Source organism: Mycobacterium sp. E3298 (assembly GCF_001666895.1).
Taxonomy (GTDB): Bacteria; Actinomycetota; Actinomycetes; order Mycobacteriales; family Mycobacteriaceae; genus Mycobacterium.
Genome location: NZ_LZJB01000259.1, coordinates 1 through 14,796, shown reverse-complemented (window position 1 = coordinate 14,796; position 14,796 = coordinate 1). Strand labels below are relative to the sequence as shown.

Genomic DNA, 14,796 nt, shown 5'->3' with positions numbered 1-14,796 from the left:
CCCCGCACGCCGGGTGAAACGGCCATGCGGGCCGCGCGTTTGGGTCTGTCGGCATGTCCCTCATCCGGCGCCGGAAAGCGTTTGGGCCCAATCCAATAGCCCATCCACGTCGAGCTGGGGCTCAATCCCGGCGGTACCCGCGAGCCCCGGCGCGGCCAGCGGAGCCCCCAATGCGCCGGTCGGGCTGGGTATCGGCGTGACCGTGGCGATGCTGACGGTGCCGAAGACGTTGGTGATGGACGCGCCCGCGGGGCCGGCGATGGCGGTGGCCGTGTTGCCGATGGTCTGGACCGCGACCTGTTCCGCCCCGACGACGGGGAGTGTGGCGGAGCCGTTGACGAGGGTGACCAGGACCTCCTGGAACGATCCCGGGGTCAGGACGAGCGGGCTGGACCCGGCGGTGACGTCGACGCCGCCAGGGACCAGAACACCACCCTCGGAACAGTCGATCAGCGTGTGAATTGTGCTGCCGGGGTTGACGATAACGGATCCGAAGCTGATGAGGTTGGTGCCGGAGCCCGTGATGGTGATCGAGCCGCTGTTGAGGTACATGCCCGTGTTGGTGCCGATGGCGATGGTGCTGCCCGGTGGGGCGGTGACCGTTTCGCCTGGCGCGACGGGCGTGGCGGCGGTGGCGGTGTGCATCGTGGCATTGGCCGAAGCCAGCTGCCGGGTGGCGTTGCCGGTGGCCTGCGCCGCCAGCGTCTGGGCGCCCTGCCCGGCCGGGTTCGTGGTCCGCGGCGGCTCGTCGAACGGGGTCAGCCTGCTGGCGATCTCGCAGGCGGCGGAATAGCCGTACATCGCGCTGGCGTCTTCGACCCACATCTGCAGGTATTGAGCCTCGGTGGCCGCGATCGCCGGGGTGTTCTGACCGAAGAAGTTGGTCGCGATCAGCGCCAGCAATTGCGCCCGGTTGGCAGCGATCACCGGCGGCGGCACGGTCATCGCAAACGCCGCCTCGTACGCGGCCGCCGCCGCGTAGGCCTGCACGCCGGTCTGCGCGGCCTGCGCGGCGGCGCTGGACAGCCACTGCACGTAGGGTGTGGCCGCCGCCGTCATCAGCAGCGACGACGGGCCGGACCATGCCTGGCCGGTCAGACCCGCCAGCTCGGTCGCGTAGCCGGCCGCGGTGGATTCCAGCTGCGCGGCCAACGCTTCCCAACCCGCCGCGGCCGCGAGCATCGGCCCCGCCCCGGGCCCGGAGTACATCAGCCCGGAGTTGATCTCCGGAGGCAGCGACGCAAAGTCCATGTCGGCAGTCCTCTCCGCGGCGGGCGGGCCCGATTTTCAACAGCCATAGAATAATTTTTCAACGGCGATAGAATAACGTGCCTGGCGGTCGAGTACCAGCAAATGTCGTAAACGGCGCGTGACAATCAGGCCGCAGGCGGCCGCCGCGAAATGCCCGGGAAGCTAGGCGGTTACGTCTGCGGATCCGGCGCGGCCGCGTGCCGCGGCTGGTGCAGCAGCGCACGAACCAGCGGGCGCGGCCCGACGGACCGAAGCATCTGGCTGGCCGGGCGGACCCGGACCCGCTTCGGCCACCAGAACCAGCGGCCCATCAGCGTCATGATCGACGGCGTGATCAGCGTCCGAACGACGAAGGTGTCGAACATCAGACCGATACCGATCGTCGTACCGAACTGACCGATCGCCCGCAGATCGCTGGAGAGCATCGCGGCCATGGTCACGGCGAACACCACACCGGCCGCGGACACCACCGGGCCCGTCACGCCGACGCCGCGGATGAGTCCGGTGTTCAGGCCGGCCCCGATCTCCTCCTCGATCCGCGACACCAGCATCAGGTTGTAATCAGACCCCACCGCCAAGAGCACGATCAGCGCGAATTCCGTTGCCACCCAGTGCAACTGGAAGTGGCCCAGATGCTGCCAGATCAGCGTCGAGAATCCGAACGCCGCTCCCAGCGACAGCACGATCGTGCCGACGATGACGCCCGCCGCGACCAGAGCGCGGGTGACGATCACCATGATGATGAAGATCAGCACGATCGACGCCACCGCGGCGATCAGCAGGTCATACCAGGCGCCGGTGGCGATGTCGTTGAATGTCGCGGCGGTGCCGCCGAGGTAGATGTCGGCGTTCTCCAGCGAGGTGAGCTTCAGCGCCTCCTTGGCCGCGTTGCGCTCTTGCTCGACGGACTTGATGCCTTCCGCGGTTGCCGGGTCCAGGGAGTGAGTGATGATGAAGCGCGCGGCCTTTCCGTCGGGCGACACCATCAGGCTCAACCCGAACTGGAAATCGGAGTTCTGGAAGATCTCCGGCGGCAGGTAAAACAGGCTCTCCACCCGAGCGTCGTTGAACGACTTACCCATCACAGCATTGGTGTCGGTGAGCCGGTCGAACTGGTCGATCAGACTGTCGAACGAGCTGTAAATGGTCAGCGTCGTATCCCGGATCGCCTTCGACACGGCGATGTTCTCCGGAATGATCGCCAACAATTCGCGCGTGGCCGCGGCCGTGTTGGTGAGATCGCCGGTGAGGGCGTGGAACTTCTCGGCGAGCTGATCAAACCCGTCCAAGGCGTCGAACAGGCTACGCAGCGACCAGCACATCGGGATGTCGTAGCAGTGCCTCTCCCAGTAGAAGTAGCTGCGGATCGGTCGCCAGAAGTCGTCGAAATCGGCGATGTGGTCGCGAATTTCGTCGGTGATGGCGGCGGTCTCCGCCGTGGTTTTTGCGCTGTCGTCCGTCGCGTTGGCGAGCTTCTGGGTGATCGCGTACTGGCGTTCCAGCAGGGAGATCTGGGTGTCGAGGAACCCGGTGATCTTCTTGATGTCGCCGACGCGGTCTCTCAGGTAGTTGAGGTTGTCACGGATCGGCGCGGTTTGCACGCTGAGCTGGAACGGAATTGACCCGTCTTCGATCGGTGGGCCGAGCGGTCGGGTGATGCTCTGCACCCGTTCGATGCCCGGCACCCGGAAGATGGCACCGGCAACCTTGTCCAGCACCAGCATGTCTCGGGGATTGCGCAGATCGTGGTCCGATTCGATCATCAGCAGGTCCGGGTTGAGACGGGCCTGGGTGAAGTGCCGGTCGGCCGCGTCGTAGGCCTGCACCGAGGCGGCGCTATGCGGCAGGTAGTAGAGGTCGTTGTAGCGCGGGGTGAAGCCCGCGAGACCAAGGGCGCCAACGATCGCAAGAATGACGGAAATGGCGAGGATGGGCGCCGGCCAGCGCACGATGGCCGTCGCCAGGCGGCGCCACCGGGTGTAGTTGAACTTGCGCTTGGGGTCCAGAAGACCGAAGCCACTGGCGACCGCGATGAGAGCGGGCGTCAGCGTGACCCCGGCCGCCACCACCACCAGCAGACCGATCGCGCACGGGAACGCCAGCGAACTGAAGTAAGGCAGCCGGGTGAACTTCAAGCAGGCCAGCGCCCCAACAATGGTCAGACCCGAGCCCAGGACCACCTTGCTGACACCGGCGAAGGTGTCGTAATAGGCGGCTTCCCGGTCCAGACCGCGTTCACGGCCCTCCTGGTAGCGGCCCACCATGAAAATCGCGTAATCGGTACCCGCCGCGATCGCGAGTGAGGTCAGCAGGTTCACGGCGAAGGTCGACAACCCCATGACGCCGGTTTCGCCCAGCAGCGACACCACGCCGCGGCCGGACAGCAGCCCAATGAAGAGGATGAACATGGTCAGCAACACGGTGCCGATGGACCGGTAAACGAACATCAGCATGATCGCGATGATGACGACCGTGATGATGGTGATCTTGGCCAGGCTCTTGTCACCGACAACGATCACGTCGGCGGTCAGCGCTCCCTGGCCCGCGACGTAGGCCTTGACGCCGGCGGGCGGCGTGGAGTCCGCGACGATCTTGCGCACCGCGGCAACGGATTCGTCGCCGACCGCCCCTCCCTGATCGCCTTTGAGGTTGACCTGGACGTAGGCGGCCTTATGGTCGTAGCTCTCCACACCTGAGGACGTGAAGCGCTGTCCCCAGAAGTTCAGCGCGTGCTCGACGTGTTCGTGGTCGGCCTGGATCTTTTTGACTAGGTCGTCGTAGAACCGGTGCGCGTCCGGGCCGAGCGGTTTATCACCGACCAGGGTGACCAGGACGAGGTTGTCGGAGTCGTACTCCTTGAACTTCTCGCCGATGTGCTTCATCCCGGTGACCGACGGTGCGTCGGACGGCGAGAGCGGAACGGAGATCTCCTCGGCAACCTTCTCCAACTGTGGGACGAAGACGTTGACGCCGACCGCGATCAGCACCCAGCAGACGACGATCGGCAGCGCCAGGACGCGGACGGCGCGGGCGATACGCGGCTTGTGCTCGACTTCGGTGCGTTGTGCGACGGGTATTTCGTCGGTGTCGCTGGTGTTGTCGGTCATGCGGACTTGTCCAGGCAGGAGACCTGCGCATTGCGCGTCTCGGCTTGCCGTTGATCGACCAACTTGCCGTCGACCGTGATCCGGCAGCCGATGGAGGGGCTGTCACCTTGCGCGACGACGTAGGCGAAGATGCCGGGCATCTGGGCGACGATCGTCGTCGACCACGGCAACGTGGTGAAGTTGGCCTTCTGCGGTTGCGCGTCGGCATCCATCCAGTTGACGACGCCGGTGGTCCCGGCTGGCCCCAGGATTTCGTAGACGGCGGTCTTGGCGGCGTAGGGCGGGGTCGCGTCCCGCGGATCGGGCTTGGGCAGGCCGGGTCCCGGGAAAACGCCGTTGAGGCGGTCCACCGCGACGCCGCCGATGATCACCGCCACCACCACGACCACGGGAACCCATGCCCGCTTGAGAAGCGTCAACACCGTTCCCCCCGATCACGGTCGACCAATGGGCTGATGCTAAGACAGTTCACCCGTTCGAGCATTTCGTCGCGCGCCACGGCTAGCCCGAACGTCATGGCTGCCGAATTAATTCCTTCGGCTGCGCCGACGTGTTCGGGGCCACGTCGCCGCCCGGGCCGTGACCACACCGCTCGCCGAAAGCCGCCTTGGGCCACTCGCCGCCGCCGGCCGGCATCACGGGCCTGGAATGGCCTGCGCCGCAGGACATTTCGCTGCCGGATGCCGATCCGGCGCCTATTGGCCTGCCGCGCCGTCGAATTCATCGTGATCGCCGCGACGGTCATGTCGAACCGCGCCGCGATCGACATCCGCCGACGACCGAGTTAGTTTGAAAAACTAATTCGCTGGCACCGGCGATTTCCGGTTGAATTGCGCACTTGGCATTTCTGCGAAATGCGGAAACGGGCAGCCATTGAGCGCCCCCGGCGCGTACCCTGACGACATGGCTACCAAGGTCAGGACCTGCGTGCATTGCGGCCACACGTTCGATCCCAACGACCGACCGCGCGACTTGTCCGACCCGGACTGGCTTCCGGCCGCTTCAATTTATTGTTCGCATGAATGCAGTGACCAGTTCCATTGCGAAATGTCGCATTGCTGCTCGACCCGTGCGAAAAAGAAGGGTCAGCGCGAGGGCGCCAGGGCGGCGCGATAATCCGCGCTTTACCCGCCGGATCGGATAAGGTGTGACCGCCCAGCTAGCAACTGTCGTCTGCGGGAGCAACCGATGGAGTTAACGACAATTCTGTGCAACCACGCCGAGGCGCAGAACAACTTGTTGTACGTCATGGGCGGCGGCGTAGACCGGGCGGTCATTCCGGCGGGACGCTCAGGGCCCTTCACGGTTTCGTTGGCCCTCGGAATCATCGCGGAGGTCCCGTGGACCGCTACCAACGAAGAGCACACCGTCACCGTCGACCTGGCGGACGAGGACGGCCATCCGGTCGAGGTCGACAAGGGATTCGGCGAGCGGGAACCGTTCCGGGCGCATTTTCGATTCAACGTTGGCCGACGGCGCGATGTTGAGGACGGCGAAACCCAGTCGGTGGCGTTCGCGGTCAATATGCCCGTGCTTCAGTTGGAGAAGCTGGGGACGTACGTCTTCACCGTCACAATCGACGACGACGCCCGGCGCCGTCTGCATTACCGGTTGGTCGGCCAGACGGACGTGACCATCACGACGAACGAACCAACCAGCCGCGGACCACTCATCCCCAGGGTCTAGCCCTCCAGCTTGTAGCCCAGTCCCCGCACGGTGACCAGGTGGACCGGGTTGGCCGGGTCGGCTTCGATCTTGGACCGCAGACGCTTGACGTGGACGTCGAGCGTCTTGGTGTCGCCGACGTAGTCGGCGCCCCACACCCGATCGATCAACTGCCCGCGGGTCAGCACCCGCCCGCTGTTGCGCATCAGGTACTCGAGCAGGTCAAACTCCTTGAGCGGCAGCGTGATCGTGTCACCGTTGACCGAGACGACGTGGCGCTCGACGTCCATCCGCACCGGCCCGGACTCGAGCACACCGTCGCTGATCTCGGAGTCGTCGTCACCGCCGCGGCGGAGCACCGCGCGAATCCGGGCGATCAACTCGCGCGCCGAATACGGCTTGGTCACGTAGTCGTCGGCGCCGAGTTCCAGCCCGACGACCTTGTCGATCTCGCTGTCCCGCGCGGTCACCATGATCACCGGCACGCTGGAACGAGCACGCAGCTGCTTGCACACGTCGGTCCCCGACATGCCGGGCAGCATCAAGTCGAGCAGCACGATGTCGGCGCCGCCACGGTCGAACTCGGCCAGTGCGGCCTGTCCATCCGTCACGACGGTGGCCTCGAAGCCCTCCTTGCGCAACAGGAATGCCAGCGGATCGGCCAGCGACTCCTCGTCCTCCACGATCAGCACACTGGTCATCAGCGCGACTCCTCCTCATCGCTTTGCTCTGCATCGTCGTACGCGCGGGTCATCTACTCAGTTCTTCCTCTCGTTGTGACCTGTTGGGCCGCACGTCGCGACCCTGCGGTTGCTCGGGTTCTTCGTCGTTGTCCTTGTAGGCCGGAATCGACAGCGTGAACGTGGAACCGGTGCCCGGCTTGCTCCACACCCCGATGCTGCCGTTGTGATTGGCCGCGACATGTTTGACGATGGCCAGGCCCAGCCCGCTGCCGCCGGTGGCGCGCGAACGTGCCTTGTCCCCCCGGAAGAACCGCTCGAAGACCCGCTCCTGATCCTCCAGCGCGATCCCGATGCCCCGGTCGGTCACGGCGATCTCGATGTTGTCGCCACGGCGGCGGCGGCTGATCGAGACCGGTGAACCGGGTGGCGAATAGGCGATCGCGTTGGACACCAGGTTGGCCAGCGCGGTGACCAGAAGCGTCTCGTCGCCCAGCACCCGTAGGCCGCTGGGCGCGTCGGTGCGAACCTCGATCTGGGCGTTGTCGGCGGCCACCTTGTGCCGTGAAATCGCCTCGGACACAACGGTATCCACGTCGACCTCGGTCACGTTGGGCAACCGTTCGGCACCCTGCAGCCGGGACAGCTCGATCAGCTCGGCGACCATGTCCCCCAGCCGGTTGGCTTCGACGAGCACCCGCTCGGCAAACCGGCGAACGGTTTCAGAGTCGTCCGAGGACGCCAACAGCGCCTCGGCGAGCAGGGCCATGGCGCCCACCGGGGTCTTGAGCTCGTGGCTGACGTTGGCCACAAAGTCGCGCCTGGTCGCCTCCATGCGCGCGTAGTCGGACTGGTCGTGGGCGAACACCACGGCGAACCGCCGGTCTTCCTCGCTGAGCAACCGCGCCTGGCCGTGCACGGACAGGCCGGACCGGCCGGCCGCCCGTTTGGCCGGCCGCAGGTCGAACTCCACGTCGACGCCGCCGAGCGCCTGCTGCGCCGCTTCCCACGCCTGGTCGTCGAGCTGGCGGTCGCGCACCAGGCCCAGCTCCCTGGCCCGATCGTTGAGGTAGACGACGTCGCGGTGAGAATCGACGACCGCCACCCCGAGCGGCATCAGCGCGACGATGCGTTGCAGCATTTGCGCGACCGTTATCCCGGTCCACTCGGTGCTGACCCGCTGCCTGCGATGAGCGGCTTTCGGCGACAGCCGGGTCCCGGCTGCCACACCTATGGCCAGCCCCAGCACGGACAAGACCCCGGCCAGCAACAGCGCCGAGAACACAGTCACATAGCAAATCCTACAAATCTTCGGAAACGCTGCCCTAGCGGAACGAGGCCAAAATCGGACAAGTCACACTTTTCGCTTCAGGTGTTCCACTCCCGTTAACGCGATGTTCGGCAAACAGGCCTTTGAAACTCGCTTTGGGCCGGTGGCCGGTTTTACCGGCGCCCCTGGCTGGCAACCGCCGCGGCGCCCGCGGCGGCGGCCTCCGGGTCGAGGTAGGTGCCGCCCGCGACCACCGGCCGCAGGTCGGCGTCGAGGTCGTAGCGCAGCGGAATCCCGGTCGGGATGTTCAGCCCGACGACGTCGTCGTCGGACATCTGGTCGAGGTACTTCACCAGGGCCCGCAGCGAGTTGCCGTGCGCGACGATCAGCACCGTCTTGCCACTGCGCAGGTCCGGGACGATGACGTCGGTGAAATACGGCAGGAAACGCACGACCACGTCGGCCAGGCATTCGGTCAGCGGGCCGCCCCCGATGTCGGCGTAGCGGGGGTCGGTGTCCTGGCTGAACTGGCTGCCCTTCTCGATCGGTGGCGGCGGCGTGTCGTAGCTGCGCCGCCAGGTCATGAACTGCTCCTCGCCGTAGCGGTCCTTGGTCTCCGCCTTGTTGAGGCCCTGCAGCGCCCCGTAGTGCCGTTCGTTGAGCCGCCAGCTGCGCCGCACCGGAATCCACAACCGGTCGGCGGCGTCGAGGGCCAGGTGCGCGGTGGTGATCGCGCGGCGCAGCAGCGACGTGTAAAGGACGTCGGGCAACAGGTTCTGCTCGGCCAGCAGCTCGCCGCTGCGCACCGCCTCGGCCCGGCCCTTCTCGGTCAGGTCCACGTCGACCCATCCGGTGAACTGGTTGCTTGCGTTCCATTCGCTCTCGCCGTGGCGGAGCAGCACCAACGTGCCGGTATCTCCCATGCCGGCTAGCTTATTCGTCGTCTTCGTCGATCAAATGAGCGAACGCCTGCAGGTTCTTCAGCGACTCGCCGCGAGACACCCGCCAGTCCCACTCTTTTTGGATCGACGAGCGAAATCCCAACTCCAGCAACGTATTGAAGTCCGCGTCGACCGCTTCGAGCACCTGCCCGAGCACCCGGTCGATCTCGTCGGCGTCCACGGACGCGAGCGACATGCGTCCCACCAGGTAGATGTCGCCGACGTTGTCCAGCGTGTAGGCCACGCCGTAGAGGCGGCGGTTGCGCCTGAGCAGGAAGCGGTAGACCCCCTCGTGGTTCTCGTCGGGCCTGCGGCACACGAACGCCTCGATGCGCACCGAGTGCTCGCCGACGCTCAGGATGGTGTTGGTCTTGAGCTTGCGCTCGCCGGGCAGCTCCACCACCAGTCCCGACCGGCCGCCGTGCGCGCCGTCGTGTTTCGAGTACACAAGACCGCTGGCCTGCAGCGCGTCCTCGATCACGCGCTCGACCGTGGGGCTCACGCGCCGACCCCGCGGCGCTCGGCGGTGTACCCGCTGATCGCGCGGCGATAGCTGGTCAGCAGCGCGTCGGTGGTGTTCTCCCAGGAGAACGTGGCCGCGTGTGCGGCGGCGGCCCGGCTCATCGCCTCGGCCTGCGGCGCCGGCAAGCGCAGCATTCGGTCCAGCGCGCCCGCCCACCGATCGACGTCATGGCCGGCCACCAGCGTGCCGGTGATCCCGTCCCGCACGGCCACCGGGAGACCGCCGACCGCGGCGGCCACCACCGGGGTGCCACAGGCCTGGGCCTCGACGGCGACCAGGCCGAACGACTCCGAATAGCTCGGCACCGCGACCAGGCTGGCGGCCTGGAACAGGGTGGCCAGGTCCGAGCGGGACTGCGGGGGCAGGAAAGTCACCCGCGCGGCGATGCCGAGTTCGTCGGCGAGCCGCCGCAGCCCGTCCGGGGAGGCCAGGCCGCTGCCCGACGGGCCGCCGGCGACCACGATGCGCACGCCCGGCAGTTTCGCGGCGGCCCGCAGCACGATGTCGGGGGCCTTCAACGGCTGGATTCGCCCGACGAACGCCACCACGTCCTCGTCGAGCGGCAGCCCCAGGGCGGCCCGGGCCGCGCGGCGCTCACCCGGGCGGAACACCTCGAGATCGACGCCGGGGTGGACCACGTCGATGCGGGCCGGGTCGGCGCGGTGGATCGAAATCAATTGCCTGGCTTCGTCATCGGTGTTGACGATCAGCCGGTCCGCCTCGTCGACGACCTGCTGCTCGCCGACCGTGCGCAGCGGCGGCTCGGGCGCGTCACCCGCGGCCAGCGCGGCATTCTTGACCGCGGCGAGCGTGTGCGCGGTGTGCACCAGCGGCACCGCCCAGCGGTCGCGGGCCAGCCAGCCGACCTGTCCGGACAGCCAGTAGTGCGAATGCACGATGTCGTAATAGCCCGGCTCGTGCGACGCTTCGGCGCGCAGCACCCCCGCGGCGAACGCGCACAGCTGGGTGGGCAGGTCGTATTTGTCCAGCCCCTCGAACGGCCCCGCCACCACGTTGCGCACCAGCACGCCGGGCGCCACCCGGGCGACGGGCGGGTCGGCGGACGCGGTGGCCCGGGTGAAGATCTCCACCTCGATGCCGCGGCGCGCCAGGTGCAACGCGGTCTGCAGCACGTAGACGTTCATGCCCCCGGCGTCGCCGGTGCCCGGCTGCGCCAGGGGCGAAGTGTGCACCGCCAACACTGCGACGCGGCGCGGTTTCAGCCGGAAGACGTCATCGTGCCGCACTCTTTCATCTTTACAGGACGTTCGGCCCACGAGCCCAGCGCCCAGGACATGGCTTCGCGTTAAGCGGAAGGCTCGTCGGCGGAGACGTCGCGCAGCCGCGGGCCCAGCGCCCCCGCGCGGCGCATCGCACCGAGCGGCTCGGCATACAGCCCGCCCAGCGACACGGTTCCGGCGCCGGCCTCCTGCACCCGGTTCCCGAAGACGGTGACGCGGATGTCGCGTGCCGGCAACACCGAGTGCTCGGCGAACGCCGCCTCGACGTGCTCCATGCCCTCGGGATACTCGGTGAAGGCCTGGCCGCCGACTACCAGCTCGTCGGGGTTGAGCATGTCGCGCAGCAACGCCACGGCCTGCCCGAGCACCCGGCCCCGCTCGTTGAGCAGCTGTTTCGCCTGCTCGTTGCCGCCGCGGGCCAGCCGCAGCAGATCGTTGATGCCGGCCGCCGACGCGTTCGGGCGGCCCGCGGGCGCGAACGGCAGGATGCGCAGCCGGCGCGCGGCGGTCAGGACCGCCTCGTCGCTGACGGTGGATTCCAGCTGGCCGGTGCCGCCCAGCAACTCGGAGTGGGCGGGCAGGGCGGCGATCGTGCCCGGGCCGCTGGCCGGGCAGTGCACCCGCCCGCCGATCACCAGTGCGTAGCCCACGGTCTCACGGGCGTAGACGTACAGGCTGGTGGGCGAGCTGGGCACGAATCGCCGCAGTCCGAGCAGCAGCTCGGCCCCGGCCATGGCGTCGACGTGCGAGGCCACCGAGACGGGCAGTCCCAGCGCATCGGCCAGCACGGGGCCAACCGGCGCCTGCCGCCAGCCGAGCCGCGGGTGGTCGACGTGGCCGGTCGCGCTGTCGACCGTGCCGCCGATCGCGACGCCGACCCACAGCGGGCGCCGCCGATGCCAGCGCTGCAGGTAGCGGGCGGCGCTCTCGGCCAGCGTCGCCAGGGCGGGCCCGGCGGGGCTGAGCGGTGTCGGCGTCTCGACGGTGTCGAGCGTGCGACCGAACAGGTCGGTGGCCACGATGCTGGTGGTGCGGGCGCCGATGTGGATGCCCAGCGTCACGAACGGTTCGTGGTTGACCTCGACCGGCACGCGGGGCCGACCGATCGCGCCGGAGACGGCCAGGTCGGCGCGTTCCCGCAGCAAACCGGCCTCGAGCAGGGCGATGACCTGGCGGTTGACCGTCGCGATGCTCAGCGAGGTGACGCCGGCGATGACGTCACGGCCGACGGGGCCGCGCAAGCGGACGGCCCGGAAAACCGAGGCCGCCGCCGAGTCGGCGATGTGCAGGGCCGGCGGCACGATCTGACGCCGCACCGACCGGTGGCCCTTGTAGGTGGCACGGGTGGGCGAATGATGAGTCTGGGTGAGGGTATTCGAGCGCACGAGCGTCCTTTGTCCGAGTCTTTGTTGGCCGTCACTGGCCACACCTGAAAGTCAGGAGCGGCAAAGTGCGCGACAACAACACGCACCCGCCGCGCAGAGACACGCGGTGGTGGTGCTGGACAGGGCGCTGAGGTGCACCTCGAAAATTTAGCACGCTCACTAAGGTTGTTTCTATGACTGGAAATGTCAGGAATGAACGCGTCGCCGTGGTCACGGGGGCCAGCTCCGGAATCGGCGAGGCGACGGCCCAGACCCTCGCTGCGCAGGGCTTTCACGTGGTCGCGGTCGCGCGCCGGGCCGACCGCATCAACGCCCTGGCGAGGGAGATCGGCGGAACCGCCATTGTGGCCGACGTCACAGACGACGCCGCGGTCACCGCGCTCGCCGACGAGCTGAGCCGGGTCGACGTGCTGGTCAACAACGCCGGGGGCGCTCGCGGCCTGGCGCCAGTCGCCGAAGCCGACTTCGAGCATTGGCGATGGATGTGGGAGACCAACGTGATGGGCACGCTGCGGGTCACCCGCGCGCTGCTGCCCAAGCTCATCGACTCGGGCGACGGGCTGATCGTCACGGTGACTTCGGTTGCCGCACTTGAGGTTTACGACGGGGGCGCCGGTTACACGGCGGCCAAACACGCGCAGGGGGCGTTGCACCGCACGCTGCGCGGTGAGCTGCTGGGCAAGCCGGTTCGGCTGACCGAGATCGCGCCGGGCGCGGTCGAGACGGAGTTTTCGCTGGTCCGCTTCGACGGCGATCAGCAACGCGCCGACTCGGTGTACACCGGCCTCACGCCGTTGGTGGCCGCCGACGTCGCCGAAGTGATCGGCTTCGTGGCCTCGCGGCCGCCGCACGTCGACCTCGACCTGATCGTCATGAAGCCGCGCGACCAGGCGTCGGCCACCCGCTTTAACCGCCGGGGCCAGTCCCCGGACTAGGCGAGGTGGTGGTCGTCGTCGGCGTGCCGGACAGGCTCGGGGCGGTCGACGGCGTCACCGGCGCGGTCACCGGGATCTGGGTTGACGGCGGGTGCGCCGTGGGCGGCGGCAGCGCCGACATCGCGACCCAGGTGTCCCAGTCGACGGCCCAGTCCCAGATGTCGCCGTCGGAGTAGGACAGCTGGATCGAGCTGCCCGTCACCTCGACCGGGTCGCCGTACATCGCGGACTGGTAGTACTGCTCCGCGTCGCCGGTCGACAGGTTGATGCAGCCGTTGGTGACGTTGGTGTTGCCCTGCGCGCCCGCACTCATCGGGTTGGCGTGGATGAACTCGCCGTTGTTCGAGATCCGCACCGCCCACCGTTCGTGCACGTGGCTGTAGCCGGCGGCCGGGTTGGACATGTAGAAATCCGCGTACTTCTCGGTGACCACGTGGATGCCGTTGCGGGTGACGTTGCGCGCCTTGTCGGCCTCGCCGTAGCTGCACGGGAAGTCCATGATGACGCCTTCGTCCCTGACCACCTGGATGCGGTGCGACGAGACCTCGGCCTTGACCACCTGCCGGCGACCGATCTGGATGTTCAGCGAGATGTCGTCGGCGCCGTAGGCGCTGTCGCCGAACGGCAGCCCGTACAACTTGGCGTCGACGTTGACCGTGGTGCCCGCCGGGTAGTACTCGCGGGTGCGGTAGTGCACGCGGGCACCCTGCGCCTCGTCGGGCAACCAGGCCCAACTGCCCTCGACGGGCGGGTTGGTGGTGACGGTCAACGCCTTCTCGACGGCGGCCTTGTCGGTGATCGGCGCGTCGAACTGGATGATGATCGGCGCCGCGACCCCGACGGTCTGGCCGTCGGCCAGCTGGAATGCCCCGCCGATCTTCTTGGTGGGCGTCACGGTGGTGAACTTGCCCGTCACCGGGATGGCCTTGCCGTCGTGCCCCACGGCCGAGCCGCTCCAGGTGTAGGTCGCGTCGTAGCCCAGCGGCTCGGTGGTGCTGTAGACGGTGCGGTCGGAGTTGAACTTGCCCGCCACGGCCTTGCCCGCGGAATTGGTCAGCGTCACGTGCTGGAACCAGCCGTCGCTGATCTCGACGCTGATCGGCGCGATCGGTACCACGTTCTCGGTCGCATCGGCCGGCTGGAACTTCAGCTTCGGCGCGGGCTGCTCCTTCTTCTCGGCCTGCTTGGCGGCCGGGCCGCCGCACGCGGCCAAGACACTGGGGGCGAACATCCCCAGTCCGAGGGTCGCCAAAGCCACGCGCCGGTTGATCGGCTGCGGGTCGCGCGACGTGCTCACGAAAGTCAAAGATACCGGGCAAAATCCACCAACTCCGCCGCGACAATTCGGGCGTCGGCGGATTCGGAGCTATAGCCTGCAGCCGAGCAGGACCGGCTCCGGTTTCAATGTGACACCAAACACATCACGAACCCCGTCGCGGATGACCCGGGCCAGCGCGATCACCTCTTCGGTGGTGGCCCCGCCGCGGTTGGTCAGCGCCAGCGCGTGCTTGGTGGACAGCCGGCACCGGGCCCCCGGATCGTCCGGATATCCCTTGGCGAAGCCGGCCCGCTCCACCAGCCAGCCGGCGGCCAGCTTGACGCCGTCGGGGGCCGGGTAGTGCGGAACCGGGCCGCGGTCGTCTCCGAAAGTGTGGGCCAGCCGCTCGTAAACCTCGGGTGCGACCACCGGGTTGGTGAAGAATGAACCCACGCTCCAGGTGTCGTGGTCGTCCGGGTCGAGCACCATGCCCTTGCGGCCCCGCAGCGTGAGCACCGCCCGGCGCACCGCCCGTGGGTC

12 protein-coding genes and 1 pseudogene are annotated in these 14,796 nt (G+C 67.8%); 2 read left to right on the top strand and 11 right to left on the bottom strand.

What is annotated here, in order from left to right; translation table 11 throughout:
• Positions 1–60: 60 nt before the first annotated feature.
• From A9X05_RS32590 to A9X05_RS12095, 3 genes are all read right to left on the bottom strand, one after another.
• Complete coding sequence (locus A9X05_RS32590) at positions 61–1,251, bottom strand: PPE family protein (protein ID WP_067757665.1); 1,191 nt, start codon at positions 1,249–1,251, stop codon at positions 61–63.
• 170 nt (positions 1,252–1,421) lie between these two features.
• Positions 1,422–4,358, bottom strand: coding sequence for an RND family transporter (locus A9X05_RS12100; RefSeq protein WP_067781606.1), 2,937 nt, complete (start codon positions 4,356–4,358; stop codon positions 1,422–1,424).
• Entirely contained in the window at positions 4,355–4,777 is a 423-nt protein-coding gene (locus A9X05_RS12095; RefSeq protein WP_197499033.1) for an MmpS family transport accessory protein, read from the bottom strand. The genes A9X05_RS12100 and A9X05_RS12095 overlap by 4 nt, the downstream gene beginning before the upstream one ends.
• Before the next feature lie 769 nt (positions 4,778–5,546).
• Here A9X05_RS12095 and A9X05_RS12090 point away from each other — a divergent pair.
• Positions 5,547–6,044, top strand: coding sequence for a hypothetical protein (locus tag A9X05_RS12090; RefSeq protein WP_067757656.1), 498 nt, complete (start codon positions 5,547–5,549; stop codon positions 6,042–6,044).
• Here A9X05_RS12090 and regX read toward each other — a convergent pair.
• The 6 genes from regX to A9X05_RS12060 all read right to left on the bottom strand — a co-directional run bounded on the left by regX (position 6,041) and on the right by A9X05_RS12060 (position 11,994).
• Positions 6,041–6,724, bottom strand: coding sequence for a two-component sensory transduction protein RegX (regX, locus tag A9X05_RS12085; protein ID WP_007167631.1), 684 nt, complete (start codon positions 6,722–6,724; stop codon positions 6,041–6,043). The two genes, A9X05_RS12090 and regX, sit on opposite strands and share 4 nt — an antisense overlap.
• A 49-nt stretch (positions 6,725–6,773) precedes the next feature.
• The gene (locus A9X05_RS12080; RefSeq protein ID WP_156670177.1) at positions 6,774–7,994 is read right to left on the bottom strand and encodes a cell wall metabolism sensor histidine kinase WalK; all 1,221 of its coding nucleotides are present in this window, start codon (positions 7,992–7,994) and stop codon (positions 6,774–6,776) included.
• A 152-nt stretch (positions 7,995–8,146) separates the two neighbouring features.
• Positions 8,147–8,896 carry a phosphoglyceromutase gene (locus A9X05_RS12075; RefSeq protein WP_067757650.1) on the bottom strand — a complete coding sequence of 250 codons (750 nt, stop codon included), beginning with the start codon at positions 8,894–8,896 and terminating at the stop codon, positions 8,147–8,149.
• Between the two features lie 10 nt (positions 8,897–8,906).
• A complete protein-coding gene (locus A9X05_RS12070; protein WP_067757647.1) occupies positions 8,907–9,416 on the bottom strand; it encodes a YbjN domain-containing protein in 510 nt (169 codons plus the stop codon).
• A complete protein-coding gene (gene mshA / locus A9X05_RS12065) occupies positions 9,413–10,714 on the bottom strand; it encodes a D-inositol-3-phosphate glycosyltransferase (RefSeq protein WP_231972858.1) in 1,302 nt (433 codons plus the stop codon). Before mshA ends, A9X05_RS12070 begins: the two co-directional genes overlap by 4 nt.
• Before the next feature lie 29 nt (positions 10,715–10,743).
• Positions 10,744–11,994, bottom strand: coding sequence for an ROK family transcriptional regulator (locus A9X05_RS12060; protein WP_231978342.1), 1,251 nt, complete (start codon positions 11,992–11,994; stop codon positions 10,744–10,746).
• A gap of 242 nt (positions 11,995–12,236) precedes the next feature.
• Here A9X05_RS12060 and A9X05_RS12055 point away from each other — a divergent pair, with 242 nt between their 5' ends.
• The gene (locus tag A9X05_RS12055; protein WP_067757634.1) at positions 12,237–12,998 is read left to right on the top strand and encodes an SDR family NAD(P)-dependent oxidoreductase; all 762 of its coding nucleotides are present in this window, start codon (positions 12,237–12,239) and stop codon (positions 12,996–12,998) included.
• On the opposite strand, the gene A9X05_RS12050 is transcribed toward A9X05_RS12055, so the two are convergent.
• Positions 12,970–14,304 carry an Ig-like domain-containing protein gene (locus A9X05_RS12050; protein WP_067757631.1) on the bottom strand — a complete coding sequence of 445 codons (1,335 nt, stop codon included), beginning with the start codon at positions 14,302–14,304 and terminating at the stop codon, positions 12,970–12,972. The two genes, A9X05_RS12055 and A9X05_RS12050, sit on opposite strands and share 29 nt — an antisense overlap.
• A gap of 60 nt (positions 14,305–14,364) precedes the next feature.
• Positions 14,365–14,796, bottom strand: a pseudogene (murB, locus tag A9X05_RS12045) (UDP-N-acetylmuramate dehydrogenase); the annotation flags it as partial.